The sequence below is a fragment of the Clostridium aciditolerans genome (assembly GCF_016316925.1).
Taxonomy (GTDB): Bacteria; Bacillota; Clostridia; order Clostridiales; family Clostridiaceae; genus Clostridium_AM; species Clostridium_AM aciditolerans.
This window is the reverse complement of the sequence record NZ_JAEEGB010000008.1, coordinates 53,141-72,497: the sequence shown is the minus strand read 5'-3', so window position 1 is coordinate 72,497 and position 19,357 is coordinate 53,141. Positions and strand designations below refer to the sequence as shown.

Below are 19,357 nucleotides of genomic sequence, written 5' to 3'. Positions count from 1 at the left end.
AAGCTCGTTTCGCTAAGGCGAAACATCGATCCATTTGTTTTGGGAAAAGCAGGTATACTCAATGACAAGAAAGCTACCTCTTATCCAGGCTTTGAAAATGAATTAGGCACAGAATTATATTGCGAGGAAATAGTTGTGCAGGATAAAAATATTATCACAAGCAGAGGACCAGCTACAGCTATATACTTTGCTTTTAAAATATTAGAAAACCTTGCTAGTGAAGAAACAGTTAAAAACTTGAAAGAAGCTATGCTAGTTAATTTTGTAGAGAGTAAATTTATATAAATTCAAAATAACTTTGAAAAAAGAATAAAATAATGTAACTTTATTCATAAAATATAAAAAAACACCATCATAATTCATTATGAGTTTGATGGTGTTTAGTTTGTTTGCAATACTAAATGTATAACTAGAATAAATGTATAATTAATTATTCATCATACTATTTATTTAGAATAGTATGATAATTTCTAAAATGCTTACTATGAATCTATAAGAAGAATCTTAAAGAAAAAGTACCTAAAAATAAATCCTATATCTAAAAAATGCGAAATATCAACTAAAAACAGTGAAAAATATACGGATATAAAGTTATGATAAAACTGTAGGATAATATATAATCATTCCATGCCTATAAAATTTATAAAAAATTTACTTTTGAGGTGTGGAAAAAATGGAATTAAAATTAGGAAGATTGCTTATAGGTAGAACTCTTAAAACAGACGAGCTTAAAGATGAAAAGTTTAATGTATTTTGGGGACTACCTATTTTATCCAGTGATGCTATATCATCTGTAGCCTATGCAGGTGAGGAAATATTGTGGGTACTTGTTCCTATATTAGGATTGATGTCCTACAAATATATGTTTTATGCAGCACTGTGTATAGTATTTTTAATGTTTTTATTAGTATTTTCTTACAGACAAACAATTGATAACTATCCTAATGGTGGTGGAGCTTATATAGTTGCAAAGGACAACCTTGGAACTATACCAGGTCTTACAGCAGGAGCATCACTTACTATAGATTATATTCTAACTGTTGCAGTAAGTACTAGTGCGGGAACAGCAGCTATAACATCGGCATTTCCGTCACTTTTACCGCATAAGATATCTATAACAATTGGTTTTATAATATTATTAACTATAGGAAATCTTAGGGGAATAAGAGAATCTTCTAAGATATTTGGTATTCCTACTTACTTATTTATGATATCTGTTTTAGCTATGATAGTAATAGGAATAGTTAAGGTATATATATTGGGATACACTCCTCATGCAATGTATTCAATACCAAAAGCTACAGGAGATATAACTCTATTTTTATTCCTTAGGGCTTTTGCTTCTGGGTGTACAGCCTTAACGGGAATTGAAGCAGTTAGTAATGGTATTCCAAGCTTTAAAGATCCAGCACAAAAAAATGCAAAAAAAGTTTTAGGACTGCTTGCACTTGTAGTACTGCTTATATTTGGTGGATTATCATATCTGGCAACTTTATACCATGCGATACCTAGCACAGAGGTTACAGTAATAGCACAAATATCTTCGCAGGTTTTTGGTTCAGGCTTTATGTTCTATGTAATTCAAGCAACTACGGCAATTATATTGATAATGGCTGCGAATACTGCTTTTGCAGGGCTTCCATTGCTTTTAGCACTTATGGCTAAGGATGGATATGTACCAAGACAGTTTACTAAAAGAGGTAAAAGATTAGGTTTTTCTAATGGAATTATAGTTTTAGCTTTCATGGCGTCAATTTTGGTTATTTTATTTAGAGGAGAAACTCACCTTTTGATGCCGCTATATGCTGTTGGAGTATTTATATCTTTTACATTGTCTCAGACTGGTATGTTAACAAGATGGTTTAGAACAAAAGAAAAAGGCTGGAGACATAAGGCTGCAATTAATGGTATGGGCGCGTTAGTAACATTTGTAACTGTTATAATAATTGGAATAACTAAGTTTGTACATGGCGCCTGGATTGTTTGTATATTGATGCCTATATTTGTTACAATAATGTTAAAAATAAGACATCACTATGAAAAAGTTGCAGAACAATTAAAATTAGATATATGTGAAAGACCAAAGTATGTAGATCTTGCAGAACAAAAAAAATATGTTATAGTTCCAATTGATACTTTAAATAAATCATTCTTAAAGGCATTAAACTATGCGAGAACTATATCTGACAACATAATACTTTTCCACGTATCCGTTGATGATATAGCTACCGCAAAACTTCTAAAAAAATGGGATGAATATGGTGTAGGTATTCCTATCGTTGTAAAAAAATCGCCATATAGAAATATTGTAAGTCCATTGGTTAAGTTTATTGAATCGGAAGAATATGCAGCAGGACCTATGGATACCGTAACTGTGGTAATGCCTCAGTTTATAACTACTACGTGGTGGGGAAATATACTTCATAATCAAACATCACTAGTTATTAGAACAATGCTTTTAAAAAGAAGAAATATAGCTATGGTAACTATACCATATATACTTGAGGATTATTAAAGAAACTCCTGCTCATTACTTCGCAGGAGTAAGCGACCATCTGAAAATCAGAGATTTTAGATGTCTGCTTAGTTATATATGGATAGATAAAGGGTATATAAATATATTAAAGAGGGCTAAAGGCCCTCTTTATTTTACTTTAGAAGAAAAGTATAATTGAGCTAGATATTAAATTTGATTATATAAGTTGAACTCGGAGGTTGTTATGCGAAAATACACATTGAAGAATGGAATAAAATTAATATATGAATATAGAGCGGCGGATATCACATCCTTTTGTATCGGTTTCAATGCAGGTGCTTTAGAGGAAAGCGGTAGGTTCAAGCTCGGTACTGCTCATGCTGTAGAGCACATGTTATCAAAGGGAACAAAGAATAGAACTGAAAAAGAGATAAATGAACTTTGTGATGAGATTTTTGGATTTGAAAATGCAATGACAAATTTTCCTTATGTAATATATTATGGAACCTCACTTTCACAGGATTTTGAAAGAGGCTTTGAGCTTTATTCTGATATGATTTTAAATGCTACCTTCCCAGAGCAGGGATTTAAAGAAGAGATGAATATTATATTAGAAGAGCTTAAGGAATGGAAAGATGATGTATACCAACATTGTGAAGATAGTTTATTAAGTAATGCTTTTAATAAAAAAAGAATTAAAGATTTAATAATTGGTACAGAAGAAAGTGTAAGAGCTATTACTTTAGAGGATATAAAAAATTTTTATGATAGATACTATGCACCTGAAAATTGTGTTATAAGTGTATGTTCTTCTTTAAGCTTTGAAGATGTAATTTTGGTAGTAGAAAAATATTTCAAGGATTGGGAAAAAAGCTTTTGCGACATCGAAGAGGATGAAAGAGAATTCAATCAATATGGAACATTTACTGAGAAAATCTCCAATATAAAAGGTGCTAAATTGCAATATCTTTATAATATTGATGATCTAGATGAAGAGGAAATAAAAGCATTAAGTGTATTTAATGCAGCTTTTGGAGAAGGTACAAGCAGCATATTGTTTGACGAGATAAGAACAAAAAATGGCCTTGCTTATGATGTAGGAAGCTTTATTAAAAATGAAAGAGGTATAAAGTTTTTTGCCATTAATATAGCAACCTCAGAGAAAAACTTAGATAGAACTTTATCTATTGTTGATGATAGTATATATAAGATTAAAAATAGCACAGGATATTTTAATGAGAAGAAAATAAATTTATTGTGTAGAGGTATAAAACTTAAAAGACAACTGAAACTTGAAAAATCAATTCAGCTTTGCAAAGAACTGACTACCTATGAGCTGATGTATGGAGAGGCTAAAAAAGTATATGATGAGGCAGCAGAGTTGCATTATATTAATGAAGAAAAAATATTAAAGGTTATTAATAAGGTTCTTAATAAGCCGACTATACAGATATTGATTCCTGGGAATTAGCTTTTTATTAAAAATATTTAGAATTATTTTACAAAGTGTTAAAAAATAGATAGAATATAATTAAATACATTAGGTTATGGTTATATAATATGGTAAATTGGGTAAAATATATTAAATCTAAAGATATAAGGGGTGATGTACATGAGAAGAATACTAACAGTTGAAGGAATAAGCTGTAAAAATTGTGTAAAGCAAATTCACAGTGCCTTAATGGAATTGCCCGGAGTAAAATCAGTAGCTGTAGATGTGAGAACTAAAACAGCTTTTTTAGAAAGCAATCCAAACCTAAAGAATGATGAAATTAAAGAAGCAATAGATGATGCAGGATATAAAGTAATTGAAATAGAAAAGGTATAGCTAAGCACTATACCTTTTCTATTTTTCCAACTGAGGCTAAATAAACTGTAAATTCATTTTCACCGTCTATATTTAAAAGTTCATCTATTTTACCTTGATCATAAGCAGCTATGGCACAAACACCAGAGCTTATTGATTCTGCTGATAGATATAAATTTTCGCACATATGGCCAGCATCGAGAGCTATAAGTTTAGGTGCAGCTATATCATAGCGCCATTCCGTTCTGTAAGGTATTGTAGTCCATATGAAGGTTACTGCAGATTTAGCTACAAATCTTTGATTAAAAGTAGCAGAACTAAGTTTTTTATCAAGGTCATCTATAGAATTTATAAATAAAAGCTTATGTTCTAATGGTAAATATCTATATAAGCCACTTTTAAGACCTTCTACCTTTAAAATAGCTAAGTAAGTCTCGAAGGGGTGTCTAGCGCCTGCAGAAGGTACAGTTCTTAATGTAGCATATCCTTTATTAACTATCTTTTTTACGCCTTGAACACTCCAAAGTAGAAATGAAAGCTCTTCTAAAGATAATTGTTCATCTGTAAAAAGACGTCTAGTTTTTCTACATTTCAACACATCTAAAACGTTCATCTGACCGCAATTAAAATTTTCTACAGAAACTAGATCAATTAAAGTTGAAGAAGGTGAACAACTTTTTTGAACAGGAGGTTGGGGTAATTCTTTTTCTTGATCTGTTTCAATAGTATCCAATTCCTTAAACACATCAGCCTTTAAAAATTTTTTTGATATTTCTTTAGTCATAAAAACCATCCACCTTTCTATTTTTGTTTTACAGTATTTTTCTAATTATACTAATATTATAACATAATAAAAAAATTGAGAAGCAATTTTTTTATCAGAGGACAGAGGACAATTGACAGAGGACAGTGAAGGAGGATTTTTCTCCGTTATACTACGAAAAATCTTTAATTTATAAGAAACTCCTGCTCTTTTGTTTCTCAGGAGTAAGCGACCATCTCAAAATCACAGATTTTGGATGTCTGCTTAATTTAGTGATGTTTTGCATTAGCAAAACAAGCCTAAAAAATAAATTAGTTTTCTGACGTAAGGAAGAAAACTCACCTTCACTGTCCACTGTCCTCTGTCAATTGTTCTCTGATAAAAATAATACGTCTTATTATTTTTATAGTATAATATATAAAGAGAGAGGTGAATTGCTTGAAAAATAGTAAATGGATGTTAAGACGGAGTAAAATTGATATTAAAAAATTATCACAAAATACTGGAGTAAGCGAAATCATAGCTTCCATATTAGTAAATAGAGATGTAAACACAGAAGAAGATATAAGAAAATTTATGAATCCTGATATAGACTACTTGCATAATCCACTGCTAATGAAGGACATGGACAAAGGCACGGATATAATGATAAATGCTTTGAAAAATAACAAAAAAATTGTAGTCTATGGAGACTATGATGCAGATGGAATAATCAGCACATATATTTTGTATTCATCATTATTGAGATGTGGAGCCAACGTAAAATACCATATACCAGACAGAATTACTGAAGGATATGGCATAAATAGTGAAAGCTTAAAGCAGTTAAAAGAAGAGGGATATGAAGTTTTAATAACTTGTGACAATGGTATTTCAGCTATTGAGCAAATTAAACTTGCCAAAGAGCTCGGCATGAGTGTTATAGTTACAGACCATCATGATATACCTTTTATAGAACTTGAGAATAATCAAAGAGAATTTGTAGTTCCTCAAGCGGATGCTGTAATAAATCCAAAACAAAAAGACTGCAGTTATCCCTTCAAGTCTCTGTGTGGAGCAGGAGTTGCATTTAAGTTTACTCAGGTACTTTATGAAAAAATGGGTATAAATAAAGAAGAAGCTTATGATTTTATGCAGTATGCGGCTATAGGAACAATATGCGATGTTGTAGATCTAGTTGATGAAAATAGAATAATTGCTAAAAATGGATTGAAAATGATAAACCAGACTCAAAATATAGGAATAAAAGCATTAATAAAAGCAACATCACTAGAGGGCAAAAAAATAGGTTCCTATCATATAGGTTTTGTGTTAGGACCTTGTATTAATGCTACAGGAAGATTGGACAGTGCTAATTTAGCGCTGCAACTTTTACTACATAAAGATGAAAAAGGAGCATCAGAGCTTGCAACAAAGCTTCATGCTTTAAATATAGAAAGACAGAACATGACCATTGAAAGTGTAAATGAAATTATAGACATAATAGAAAATTCTAAAATGAAAGATGATAAGGTTTTAGTTGTGTATAAGCCAGATGTGCATGAAAGTATAGCGGGAATAGTGGCAGGAAGACTTAAGGAAAAATATAATGTTCCATCTATTGTGCTAACGCAAGGTGAAAAAATGCCTAAGGGTTCTGGCAGGTCTATAGAGGAATATAATATGTTCGAAGAACTTATAAAATGCAAAGATCTAATTGAAAAGTTTGGAGGGCATCCTTTAGCGGCTGGATTATCAATAAAAGAAGAAAATATAGATAAGTTAAGACAGGCTTTAAATGATAGCTGCATTCTCACTAATGAAGATACAATACCTAAAATAAGAATAGATAAACAGCTGAAGTTAAATGAAATAACCTTTAAATTAATTGAGGATATAGAGCAGTTAGAACCTTTTGGAAAGGGGAACTCTGGACCTATTTTTGCAGAAAAAAATGTAACCATATTTAGAGCTTATTTTATAGGAAAAGAGAAGAATATACTTAAACTTTACTGTAGACCTCAAGGAAGCTTTGAAAAGATTGATGCCATATGTTTTGATGGAGCAGAAAAATTTAAAACACTGATAGAGGATACATATGGAGAAGAAAAGCTCCTGGATATTTTAAATAATAATCCTGCTAATATAAAAATGGATTTAATATTTTCACCATCAATTAATGAGTATAACGGAAATACAAATCTACAGCTAATTGTAAAGGACTTTAGATTGGCAGACTAGGTTATATACCCATAAGCCCCAGGCAAAGGGGCTTATTATTTTGTATGACAAAGTTTAGCATAATAATGCTTAATTAGTATATACAGCTTTGCAGTAAATTATAAAATTTAGAAGGAATTTTCATATTTAGCATAGAATTTAATATAAATTGAAATAAAGTAAAACTTACTTGAAGAAATCTAGAAGCAATAGCCATAGAATAAACGTTATTATTTGGGGGAGAAGGTTGTTAATGAAAAATTTTATAGATAATTTATTTGAGATTAGCAATTTTGCGAAAAATATAATAGAGGCATTACCATATCTTGTATACATAACTGATAATGAGGGAGAAGTGCTTTATATTAATAAAAAAGGGGAAGATAAACTAATCAACAATGGTTTTGCGAATTTTAAAAATGCATATAACTTTTTTTATAATTATGAAGTATTTTTGGAAAACGATACCGAACTGGAGTTAAGTAGCTTTCCGTTATATAAATCTTTAAAGGATGGAGAAGAAGTTAAGAATTTAACATTAAAATATAAAATTGAAGAAATAGATTTATACATTTCCATGTCTAGCTTTCCTATATTTAAAGATAATGAAGTTATAGGGGCTATTGTAAATTTAAGAGATATAACAGATGAATATTTAAGAGAACTAAAAATTAAAAATGAAAGAGAAAAGTTTCTAGAGTTATCAACGGAGTTAAAAACGAAATGTGATATTATAGAAATACTAAGAAGTAGAGAAAAAGAACATCTCATGCATTTGAAAGATGTTATAAACAATATATCAGAAGGTATAATGGTTTTGGATTTAAATGAGAAATTAAGTCTATGCAATAAAGCAGTTTTTAACATTCTTAATTTAAGTGCTATAGAACTGGTAAATACAAAAAGATTCCTTGAAAAATATGAAACTACAGTACTTGAGAATGAGAACCAAGATATTACAGACTTATATTATTATTATATTAAAAATAAAAAGCCAGCAAAGAACTTGGTGTTTAGACTTAGAGAAAAGAAGACTTCGGAAATAAAGTATTTAGAGGTAAGTAGTGCTCCAATTACAAATAAAAATGAAGAATTGATTTATACCATATTGACAATCAAAGATGTGACAGAAACCAAGCTTCACCAGATAAATGCAGAGGAGCAAGCTGATTTTGTAAAAGATGTGGTCAATACTGTAGAAGTTCCTATAGCAGTGGTAGATTACCCCAATATAACATACAGACTTAACAATAAAAAATATGATGAGATTATGACCTATGGTGATACTAATTTAGTATCTAAAATCGAAGAGGATAGTATCCTTAAATATATAAATAACGACTTATATAAAATATTAGTAAATGTAGGAGAAAAATTTAGGCCTTATACTATAAGTCCCTACAGAGTGAAATCAACTAAAGGTGAAGAGCGGTTCTATAAAATTAAATTTATACCATGTAAAAACAAGGATAATACTACAAGAATACATATCCATGGGTCAGATATAACAGAAGAAGTAAATAGAAACATTGAACTTGAAAAATTAACAAAGCTGAAAGATGAATTTTTTACCATTATTTCTCATGAGTTAAGAACTCCTTTAACAATAATGTATTCCTCTCTACAACTTGCTAATGACGTATATAGTAATGAAATAACTCCAAATATAGATAAAACCCTTGGAAGAATTAACCAAAACTGCAGTAGATTATTAAAATTAATTAACAACATACTTGATATATCAAAAGCTGAGGCTGGATTTTTAACTTTAAATAATACTGATTTTGATATAGTATATGTAAGTGAAACAGTAGTTAACTCTACTAATTCATATGCTACAAGCAAAGGTATAGAATTAATATTTGATACCAATGAAGAAGAATGCAATGTAAGACTTGATAAGGATAAATATGAGAAAATATTGTTAAATTTATTATCAAATGCAGTTAAATTCACACCAGAAGGTAAACAAATTATTGTTTCATTAAATATGGAAGAAGATAACTTCTGTTTAAGTGTAAGGGATTTTGGAGTTGGCATACCACTAGATAAGATAGATTTAATATTTGACAGATTTGCACAGGTAAACAGCTCATTATCAAGAAGGGCCGAAGGAACTGGAATAGGACTTGCCCTTGTGAAAAAGTTTGTGGAGCTTATGGGAGGAGAAATAAAAGTAGTAAGTGAACCGGGAAAGGGAACAGAATTTATAGTGAAATTCAAAAAAATAAGTGTTAAAACCAACCATCTAAGCAATTATGCCATTCTTACTGAAAACTTAGACGATAGAATAAATATAGAGTTCTCAGATATAAATTAAAAATTTTGCGACGCAAAATTTAGAGGACAGAGGACAATTGACAGAGGACAATGAAGGAGGATTTTTCTACGCTGTGCTGCGAAAAATCTTTAATTTATACTATGAATCGATGTTTCGCTTTAGCGAAACGAGCTTAAAAATATAATGGTTTTCTGACGTAAGGAAGAAAACTTACCTTCACTGTCCACTGTCCTCTGTCAATTGTTCTCTAAAAAATTACGTCGTATTATTTTTATGTTGTGTAAGTTAATTTTATAATGTTAGCTTCTCTAAATTACTTTCCTATCAAATTCCTTTCATATTCTTCTACCATCTTTTTAACTATTGAGCCGTTTTCTCTAGAACTTATATTCCCTCTGTATTCATATTCCACTTTACCATGCAGTTCTAAAGCTGCTTCTATTTTCGCTTTATTTAATCCTTCCCTAGCTTGTGATATTTTTTTATCAGGCATTTTTACCACCTCTTGCATTTAATCTATTTTTTAACAATATTAAGACATCTTCAAAAAATAATTAGTTAGTATACTAGTATATTTGACTTGCTATTTTATTTCAGATACCGAAACTGTTTTAATATATCACTTTATTATTTAATAGTTTGCTCAAAAATATAAAATTTATTTTAGGCATATGAAAAGAAATAAGAGACCAAATGCTAGTTTGTTAAAAATCTTTGATTTTAGTAACGAACTGTACTCTTCAGCGTAAGCTGAATGAGTTTCCTATAAAAGAATACTGGGTTATTATTTCTTTGATTATGCCTTAATATTGTTTAATAAAAATATAGAATTAAAAGCTTAGAACTCTTAATTGTTTATAGTAAAAAAATATAGTATTATATAATGTGAGGATAAAGTCAAGTTGCTTTATCTAAGATTTTTAATTCGTAGAATAAGAATTTTGCGAGGCAAAGTTTTTAAGAGGACAGAGGACAGTGGACAGAGGACAGTGGACAGAGGACAGTGAAGGAAGATTTTTCTCCGCTGTGCTGCGAAAAATCTTTAATTTATACTATGAGTCGATGTTTCGCCTTAGCGAAACGAGCTTAAAAATATAATAGTTTTCTGACGTAAGGAGGAAAACTCCCCTTCATTGTCCTCTGTACTCTGTCAATTGTCCTCTAAAAATGTTGGGAGGAAACTTACTTGAAAAAAATAATAATGACTGGTGGAGGTTCTGCAGGACACGTTACCCCAAATCTTGCGCTAGTACCAAAGCTAAAAGAACTAGGATACGAAATAGAATACATTGGAACAAAAGATGGTATAGAAAGAAAGATAATTGAAGATGAGAATATAAAATACCATGCAATATCTAGTGGAAAACTAAGAAGATATTTTGATATAAAAAACTTTACAGACCCATTTAAAGTACTTAGGGGAATATTGCAAGCAATAGTTATCTTGAAAAAGGAAAAGCCTAGTATAGTATTCTCTAAGGGCGGATTTGTAGCTGTGCCTGTAGTTATTGCGGCTCATTTAAGCAAGATTCCTGTTATTGCCCATGAATCAGATTTAACGCCTGGGCTTGCAAACAGATTATCAGCCCCATATTGTACAAGAGTTTGTGTCACATTTCCTGAATCAGTAAAAAATATAAAAGATAACAAAGGAGTACTTACTGGTACTCCAATAAGAGAAGAATTATTAAAAGGCAGTAGAATATTAGGAAGACAAATATGCGGCTTTGAAGATAAAAAGCCAGTATTACTTATAATAGGGGGAAGTCTTGGTTCAAAATTTATTAATGATACTATAAGAAAAGTTATAGATAAACTTATTGAAAATTATAATATAGTACACATATGTGGAAAAGGAAACATAGACAAAAGTTTAGAGAGTAGAAAATCCTATAAACAATTTGAATACATAAGCGAAGAACTTCCACATGTAATGAATGCAGCAGATATAGTTATTTCTAGAGCTGGGGCTAATGCTATATTTGAACTACTTGCTCTAAGGAAGCCAAATCTTTTAATACCACTATCAAAGAAGTCAAGCAGAGGAGACCAAATTTTAAATGCAGCTTCCTTTGAAAGAAGTGGATACAGCTTAGTAATTCAGGAAGATGATTTAAATGAGAGAATACTTTTAGAAAAGTTAGAAGAGCTTTATGGAAATAAAGACAAATTTGTAAATAAAATGAGTTCAAGCTCTATAAAAAATGGAGTAGATAATATAATTAAGCTTATTCAAGAGCATGCTATATAGGGTTAGAAGTCCGAAAGTTAATTTTGGACTTCTAGCCCTATGTGGCTTTTAAATTATTGTTAAAAAAGTATTAATGTTTAAAAAATAGAAGGAATATGAGAAGCAAATGTAGAATATAGCTTTTAGAGGTAATTAAATATGATTATTATTTAAGCAGATATCCCAAATCTAAAGCAGATATTCCAAATCTTAAGTAGACATCCAAAATCTCTGATTTTGAAATGATCACTTACACAGAGTGCTGATTTGGAGAGAGTCCCTTACTCCTAAATTAATATACTATAATTTTTGTGAAAAATATCAAGGTAATCAAGTAAATTCTCTTAATATTTTAAATTAAATTTAAAATTGTTAAAAAATTATTTTGAATATATGACATAAACCAGTGTAAATCAAAACATTTTAAGGTTTGTTTTGTGCTAAACAGGTAAGCAAGTTTAAATAACTCGGAAAATTACTTGCAAAATAAAAAGAATTGGTGTAAATTTAAAGAGAAAGGACTTACTGTTAACTAGTTACTATTATTTACTATAAATTTAGAAAATTGATTTGTAGTTTGATATTATAATCAGTTATAAGTTCATCTAATTTTAAGGTTTTATGTTTAAGATAAATTGGACGGGCTATTTGTGGTATAGTGGTATGACCAGTTTTAAAAATAATATTATTAAATTAATTTAACATGTCTATATATGATTAAGCAGTAGTGACTGCTTAATCTTAAATTTATAGAAATATAATCGAGAAGGAAGGGAACTTTTCTATGAGAAAAATGAAGACTATGGATGGAAATACAGCTGCAGCTCACATTTCCTACGCATTTACTGACGTAGCAGCTATATTCCCTATAACTCCATCATCACCAATGGCTGAACATGTTGATGAATGGGTAGCTCAAGGAAGAAAAAATATTTTTGGACAAACTGTAAAGGTTATGGAAATGCAGTCTGAAGGAGGAGCAGCTGGTGCTGTTCACGGTTCATTACAAGCAGGTGCCTTAACTACTACATATACTGCATCTCAAGGTCTTTTACTTATGATACCTAATATGTACAAAATTGCTGGAGAACTTTTACCAGGAGTATTCCACGTATCAGCAAGAGCTCTTGCTGCAAACTCACTTAGCATCTTTGGTGATCACCAAGACGTTATGGCTGCAAGACAAACTGGATTTGCATTACTTGCGGAAAGTTCAGTACAACAAGTTATGGACTTATCAGCAGTAGCTCACCTAGCAGCAATAAAATCAAGAGTTCCTTTTGTGAACTTCTTTGATGGATTTAGAACTTCACACGAAGTACAAAAAATCGAAGTTTTAGAGTATGATGAGTTAAAAGGTTTAGTTGACATGGATGCTGTAAATGAATTTAGAAGAAGAGCATTAAATCCAGATCACCCAGTAACTCGTGGTACAGCTCAAAACCCAGATATATACTTCCAAGAAAGAGAAGTTTCAAACAAATATTATGAAGCAATTCCAGAAATTGTAGAAGGCTACATGCAAGAAATAACTAAGTTAACAGGAAGAGAATATCACCTATTCAACTACTATGGAGCAGAAGATGCTGAAAGAATCATAATAGCTATGGGTTCAGTATGTGATGTTATAGAAGAAACAATTGACTACTTAATGGCTAAAGGAGAAAAAGTTGGTTTATTAAACGTTCACTTATATAGACCATTCTCATTAGAGCATTTCTTCAAATATATACCAAAAACTGTTAAGAAGATTGCTGTTCTTGACAGAACTAAGGAACCAGGATCAATTGGTGAACCATTATATCTAGATGTTAAGAATGCATTCTACGGAAAAGAATGGCAACCAGTTATAGTTGGAGGAAGATATGGATTAGGTTCAAAAGACACTGTTCCATCACACATTCTTCCAGTATTTGAAAACTTAAAAGCTGATGCGCCAAAAGATGGATTTACAATATCTATAGTTGATGATGTAACTAATACTTCATTACCAGTTGGAGAAGATATAGATACAACACCAGCAGGAACTAAAGCTTGTAAGTTCTGGGGTCTTGGATCAGACGGTACTGTTGGAGCAAACAAGAGTGCTATAAAGATCATAGGAGACCACACAGACATGTATGCACAAGGATACTTTGCATATGACTCAAAGAAATCTGGTGGTATAACAGTTTCTCACTTAAGATTTGGTAAGACACCAATCAAATCCCCATATTTAATAAATAAAGCTGATTTCATAGCTTGTCATAATCAATCATACGTTTATAAATATAACGTATTAGAAGGATTAAAGAAGGGCGGTAAATTCTTATTAAATACTATCTGGACTCCAGAAGAAGTAGAAGCAAACTTACCAGCTTCTTATAAGAAATTTATAGCTGAAAACAACATAGAATTCTATACATTAAATGCTGTTAAAATAGCTCAAGAAATAGGTCTTGGTGGAAGAATCAACATGATAATGCAATCAGCATTCTTCAAGATTGCTAATGTTATTCCAGTTGAAGATGCTATAAAATACTTAAAAGATGCAGTTGTAACTTCTTATGGTAAGAAGGGACAAAAAGTTGTTGATATGAACAATGCTGCTATCGACAAAGGTGTTGAATCAATAGTTAGAATAGAAGTTCCAGCTACATGGGCTAGTGCTGTAGAAGAAGCTGCAGCAGCTGTAGAAGCTCCAGAATTTATAAAGAAAATAGTTATACCAATGAATAGACAAGATGGAGACAAACTTCCTGTAAGTGCATTCATAGGAATGGAAGATGGTACATTCCCACATGGAACTGCAGCTTATGAAAAGAGAGGAATAGCTATAAATGTTCCAGAATGGCAAATGGACAAGTGTATACAATGTAACCAATGTTCATTCGTATGTCCACATGCTGCAATAAGACCAATACTTTTAACTGAAGAAGAAGCAACTAAAGCACCAGCTACATTACAAGTAAAAGATGCTAATGGAGCTAAAGGACTTAAATTCCACATAGCTGTATCACCACTTGATTGTTCAGGATGTGGAAACTGTGCTGACATCTGTCCAGCTAAAGAAAAAGCTTTAGTTATGAAGCCACTTGATACTCAATTAGAAAAGGCTCCTACATGGGATTATGTTATGGCAGTATCACCTAAAGCAAACCCAATGAGCAAATTCAATGTAAAAGGAAGCCAATTTGAAAAGCCTTTACTTGAGTTCTCAGGAGCATGTGCTGGTTGTATGGAAACTTCATATGCTAAACTTGTAACTCAATTATTTGGAGATAGAATGATGATAGCTAATGCTACTGGATGTTCATCAATCTGGGGAGCATCTGCGCCAGCTACTCCATACACTGTTAATCACAGAGGACACGGACCATCATGGGCTAACTCATTATTCGAAGATAATGCTGAGTTTGGTCTTGGAATGTATCTTGGTGTTAAACAGTTAAGAGAAAAATTAGCTATGACTGTAACAGAAGCTATAGCTAAAGCTCCAGAAGGTGAAGTAAAAGCAGCTCTTCAAGATTGGTTAGACAACATGAATGCTGGAGAAGGATCAAGAGAGAGAGCTGACAGAGTAGTAGCTGCAATCGAAGCTGCAAATTGTGACTGTCCTACATTAAAAGAAATATATGAAAACAAAGACTTCTTAGTTAAGAGATCAAACTGGATCTTCGGTGGAGACGGATGGGCTTATGACATCGGATACGGCGGATTAGACCACGTTCTTGCATCAGGAGAAGACGTAAATGTGTTTGTATTTGATACAGAAGTTTACTCAAATACTGGTGGACAATCTTCAAAAGCAACTCCAACAGCTGCTATAGCTAAATTCGCAGCTAGTGGTAAAAACACTAAGAAGAAAGACCTTGGAATGATGGCTATGAGTTATGGTTATGTTTATGTAGCACAAGTTTCTATGGGTGCTGACAAGAACCAAACATTAAAAGCTATAGCTGAAGCTGAAGCATATCCAGGACCATCATTAATCATTGGTTACTCACCATGTATTAACCATGGATTAAGAAATGGTATGGGTAAGAGCCAACAAGAAGGTAAGAAAGCTGTTGAGTGCGGATATTGGGCAATGTACAGATACAACCCAGCATTAAAAGAAGAAGGCAAGAATCCATTCGTTTTAGATTCAAAAGAGCCAACTGCAGACTTCAGAGAATTCTTAATGGGCGAAGTAAGATATGCTTCACTTGCTAAACAATTCCCAGAAGCAGCAGATGCATTATTTGAAAAGACTCAAAGAGATGCTATGGAAAGACTTGAAGGATACAAGAAATTAGCAGCTCAATAATATAAAAAAGGTGAAGTGCTTGCACTTCGCCTTTTTTACTTAAGAGTTGAGAATTGACAGTTGACAGTGAAGGAGGATTTTTCTACAAAAAATCTTCAAATTATAGATTTTCTAAAGCACAGCGTAAGAAGATCAACCATAACTGACCATTATCCACTGTCAACTCTCTACTTTTTAAAAATATTTATTTAAATTTTAAAAAAGGCTTTTAAAATTATGGAATTAAGGTTAAAATTAGAACATAACAGTAAAAGGAGGTAATATCCTATGGATAAAGAAAATTTACATGAGTGTGGCTGTGGCTGCGGAGAAGAAAATAAAGGTTGTGGATGTGGCGAACATAATCACGATCATGATCATGAAGATTGCGGCTGTGGCTGTGGCGAACATGAAACTCTAATAGTTGATTTAGAGGATGAAGACGGAAACGTTGTTCCATGCGAAGTAATCGACGGATTTGAATATAAAGAAAATGAATATGCTATAGTTCAACATCCAGAAAACGGATCAATATTCCTATTCAAAGTAGTAGGAGAAGGCGAAGAAGGAGAACTTGTAATCCCAGATGATGAAGAGTTCGAAGAAGTATCAGCTTACTATGAACAGTTAATGGCTGAAGAAGAATAAAAAAGTTGAAAGTCGTTGCAGGAATGCATCGACTTTCTTTGTGATACGGATACTTATATTTAAAGAGGTGTTAAGTTGGAAAAGCTAGCAATATTCGATGTAGATTATACTTTAACCAAAAGAGAAACCCTTATGGAGTTTTATGCATTTATGATAAAAAAGAGCCCAAGACTTATAATTCATGCACCAAGAGCTGTTATATCAGCCTTTTTATATGCAGTAAGGGTATTGGACTCAAAAATTGCTAAGGAAAACTTCATAGCTTTTATAGATGGAATAAAAGAAGAAAAAATGCAAGAGTTAGTAGAAGAATTTTACGAAAAAAGATTAAGCAAAATAATATATAGCGATGCTATTGATACTATAAGAAAGCTAAAAGCAGAAGGTTATAAAGTATACCTCATATCTGCTTCAGCAGAATTTTATTTAAATGAATTATATAAAATAAAAGAAGTAGATAAAATAATTGGTACTCGATTTACAAGTGTAGGCGGTAAGTATAGTAGAAAAATGGCAGGAGAAAACTGTAAAGGTGAAGAAAAAGTAAGAAGACTTATGGAAGTACTAAAGGAAGAGAATATAGAAGTGGACTTTAAAAATTCATATATGTTCTCAGACTCTTTAGCAGATTTACCTTTATTTAATTTGGTAGGAAACCCATACCTTATAAATTATAAGAAAAATCATGATAAGATAAAAATACTTAATTGGAAATAGACTTAGAATAAAAGTTTTGCGAGGCAAAATTTTTATAGAGGACAATTGACAGAGGACAGAGGACAGTGAAGGTGAGTTTTCTTCCTTACGTCAGAAAACTAATTTATTTTTTTAGGCTTGTTTTGCTAATGCAAAACATCGCTAATTTATATAAATTAAAGATTTTTCGTAGTGTAACCTAGAAAAATCCTCCTTCATTGTCCTCTGTCAATTGTCCTCTGTCCTCTAAAAAATGCTTCGCATTTTTTAAAAATTACAAATTAAAGTAAAAAGGGCGTGATCGTGTGAGTGAATGTGTAAATAAATATTATGTACATAATAATGAGATAAAATCTTGTGAACAATTTGATGATAATCTTTTAATAGGCGGAAAATCACTATATGAAGTTATAAGAATAATAGATGGAAAACCTTTATTTTTAAACAGACATCTAAACAGGCTTGAGAATTCTTGTAATATAACTGACTTACAAATATGGCTTTCAAAGGATGAAATAAAAAATAAAATATGCGAACTAATAGGATCAAATAATACAAGTATAGGTAATGTAAAAATTGTATTTAAATTTGATAATGTCAATTCATTTTTTGCTTACTTTGTAAAACATCATTATCCTAGTGATGAAGACTATAAAAATGGTGTGAATACAATACTATATCATGGAGAAAGAGAAAATCCAAATGCTAAAATTATAAATATGAATTTTAGAGCTGCTGTTGATAAAGAAATAAAAGAAAAAAATGCATATGAAGCCATACTTGTAAATAGAAAAGGGTATATAACAGAGGGCAGTAAATCAAATATATTTATGATTAAAGGAAATAGTGTAATAACTGCACCGCTAGTAGATGTGCTTCCAGGTATAACAAGAGCTGTTATAATGGAACTGTGCAGTGAAATAGGACTTGAGGTTTTAGAGAAGAATGTTCATTATATAGAGGTAAAGGATTTAGATGGATTGTTTATTTCTGGTACATCACCTAAGGTTTTACCAATAAGCAGAGTTGATAACATAGAATTTGATTCAGTAAATAACAAAGCTATTTTAGAGATTATGAAAAAATATAATGAAGTAGTACAAGAAGACACTAAAAGTTTCGATTAATAATTTTTGTTGGAGTGAAGTGAATGGAGTCCTTTAAAATAAAAAAGATATTGAATAACAATGTTGTTATAGCGCAAAAGGATAGAGATGAAGTTATATTAGTTGGAAAAGGCATAGGATTTGATTTTCCGAAAAATAAAGACATTCCAGAAGACAGAGTGGAAAATGTCTTCATAAAGAAGACAGCGGCAATAGGAGCAAATTATCAAAAAGTGCTTGAAAGTATAGATAGCAGTATTGTTGGTCTTTCTGAAGAAATAATACATTTTCTAGAGAGAGAACTTAACACTAAGCTAAATGAAGCAATACATGTATCTTTGCCAGATCATATAAGTTTTGCGTTAAAAAGGATACAAAAAGGATTAAATATAGAAAATCCTTTTAAAAACGAATTAAGCATATTATATCCTACAGAATATAAATTAGCTCTTAGGTCTGTGTTATTTATAAACAAAAGATGTAGTACAAATCTTCCAGAAGATGAAGCTGGTTTTATATGCCTACATATAAGGGCTGCTCTTACACAAAAGGATGTGTCAGAATCTTTAGCCTATACTAAAAAATTAGGTCAGGTATTAGATTTGATAGAGAAGCTTACAGGAAGAAAGTTAGAAAAAAATTCTTTAGGTTATGTAAGAACAGTAACCCATATAAACTTCATGATAGAAAGAGCTGAGAAGAATAAACCTATAAAAAATGACTTGCTTGATATAATAAAAAAAGAGATGTACAGAGAATACAGTGTTGCTGTTAAGGTGGCGCTAAAAATAGAAGATTTATTTTCAGTAAAAATAACAGAGGATGAAATAGGGTATATAGCGCTGCATTTAAAGAGGCTTTCAGAATGATAAAGGATACTAAGG

Annotated in this window: 14 protein-coding genes; 12 read left to right on the top strand and 2 right to left on the bottom strand. The window is 31.4% G+C overall.

What is annotated here, in order from left to right; all coding sequences use genetic code 11:
- Positions 1-39: 39 nt before the first annotated feature.
- The 4 genes from I6U51_RS08530 to I6U51_RS08515 all read left to right on the top strand — a co-directional run bounded on the left by I6U51_RS08530 (position 40) and on the right by I6U51_RS08515 (position 4,304).
- Entirely contained in the window at positions 40-285 is a 246-nt protein-coding gene (locus tag I6U51_RS08530) for a DJ-1/PfpI family protein (protein WP_246517191.1), read from the top strand.
- 388 nt (positions 286-673) lie between these two features.
- The gene (locus I6U51_RS08525) at positions 674-2,515 is read left to right on the top strand and encodes an APC family permease (RefSeq protein ID WP_211142257.1); all 1,842 of its coding nucleotides are present in this window, start codon (positions 674-676) and stop codon (positions 2,513-2,515) included.
- Positions 2,516-2,720: 205 nt separating this feature from the next.
- Positions 2,721-3,947 carry a M16 family metallopeptidase gene (locus I6U51_RS08520; protein ID WP_211142256.1) on the top strand — a complete coding sequence of 409 codons (1,227 nt, stop codon included), beginning with the start codon at positions 2,721-2,723 and terminating at the stop codon, positions 3,945-3,947.
- A 141-nt stretch (positions 3,948-4,088) separates the two neighbouring features.
- Positions 4,089-4,304: a heavy-metal-associated domain-containing protein gene (locus I6U51_RS08515; RefSeq protein ID WP_178906361.1), complete on the top strand. Its 216-nt coding sequence runs from the start codon at positions 4,089-4,091 to the stop codon at positions 4,302-4,304.
- Between the two features lie 7 nt (positions 4,305-4,311).
- Here I6U51_RS08515 and I6U51_RS08510 read toward each other — a convergent pair whose 3' ends face one another.
- Positions 4,312-5,067, bottom strand: a complete 756-nt coding sequence (locus I6U51_RS08510; protein ID WP_211142255.1) for a SagB/ThcOx family dehydrogenase — start codon at positions 5,065-5,067, stop codon at positions 4,312-4,314.
- A gap of 435 nt (positions 5,068-5,502) precedes the next feature.
- Between I6U51_RS08510 and recJ the strand changes: the two genes are divergently transcribed.
- On the top strand, positions 5,503-7,266 hold the full coding sequence (recJ, locus tag I6U51_RS08505; protein WP_211142313.1) for a single-stranded-DNA-specific exonuclease RecJ: 1,764 nt from the start codon (positions 5,503-5,505) through the stop codon (positions 7,264-7,266).
- A 232-nt stretch (positions 7,267-7,498) separates the two neighbouring features.
- Entirely contained in the window at positions 7,499-9,565 is a 2,067-nt protein-coding gene (locus I6U51_RS08500) for a sensor histidine kinase (RefSeq protein ID WP_211142254.1), read from the top strand.
- Between the two features lie 274 nt (positions 9,566-9,839).
- Here the strand turns inward: I6U51_RS08500 and I6U51_RS08495 are convergent, their stop codons facing one another.
- Complete coding sequence (locus I6U51_RS08495) at positions 9,840-10,019, bottom strand: small, acid-soluble spore protein, alpha/beta type (RefSeq protein ID WP_211142253.1); 180 nt, start codon at positions 10,017-10,019, stop codon at positions 9,840-9,842.
- Between the two features lie 708 nt (positions 10,020-10,727).
- Between I6U51_RS08495 and I6U51_RS08490 the strand changes: the two genes are divergently transcribed.
- From I6U51_RS08490 to I6U51_RS08465, 6 genes are all read left to right on the top strand, one after another.
- Complete coding sequence (locus tag I6U51_RS08490; RefSeq protein ID WP_425489758.1) at positions 10,728-11,777, top strand: undecaprenyldiphospho-muramoylpentapeptide beta-N-acetylglucosaminyltransferase; 1,050 nt, start codon at positions 10,728-10,730, stop codon at positions 11,775-11,777.
- A 763-nt stretch (positions 11,778-12,540) separates the two neighbouring features.
- The gene (gene nifJ / locus I6U51_RS08485) at positions 12,541-16,044 is read left to right on the top strand and encodes a pyruvate:ferredoxin (flavodoxin) oxidoreductase (RefSeq protein ID WP_211142251.1); all 3,504 of its coding nucleotides are present in this window, start codon (positions 12,541-12,543) and stop codon (positions 16,042-16,044) included.
- A gap of 267 nt (positions 16,045-16,311) precedes the next feature.
- Complete coding sequence (locus I6U51_RS08480; RefSeq protein WP_211142250.1) at positions 16,312-16,671, top strand: DUF1292 domain-containing protein; 360 nt, start codon at positions 16,312-16,314, stop codon at positions 16,669-16,671.
- Between the two features lie 75 nt (positions 16,672-16,746).
- The gene (locus tag I6U51_RS08475) at positions 16,747-17,388 is read left to right on the top strand and encodes an HAD-IB family hydrolase (protein WP_211142249.1); all 642 of its coding nucleotides are present in this window, start codon (positions 16,747-16,749) and stop codon (positions 17,386-17,388) included.
- 284 nt (positions 17,389-17,672) lie between these two features.
- Positions 17,673-18,494 (top strand): aminotransferase class IV, encoded by an 822-nt coding sequence (locus tag I6U51_RS08470; RefSeq protein WP_211142248.1) that lies wholly within the window; start codon positions 17,673-17,675, stop codon positions 18,492-18,494.
- A 23-nt stretch (positions 18,495-18,517) separates the two neighbouring features.
- The gene (locus I6U51_RS08465; RefSeq protein WP_211142247.1) at positions 18,518-19,342 is read left to right on the top strand and encodes a PRD domain-containing protein; all 825 of its coding nucleotides are present in this window, start codon (positions 18,518-18,520) and stop codon (positions 19,340-19,342) included.
- Positions 19,343-19,357 lie beyond the last annotated feature (15 nt).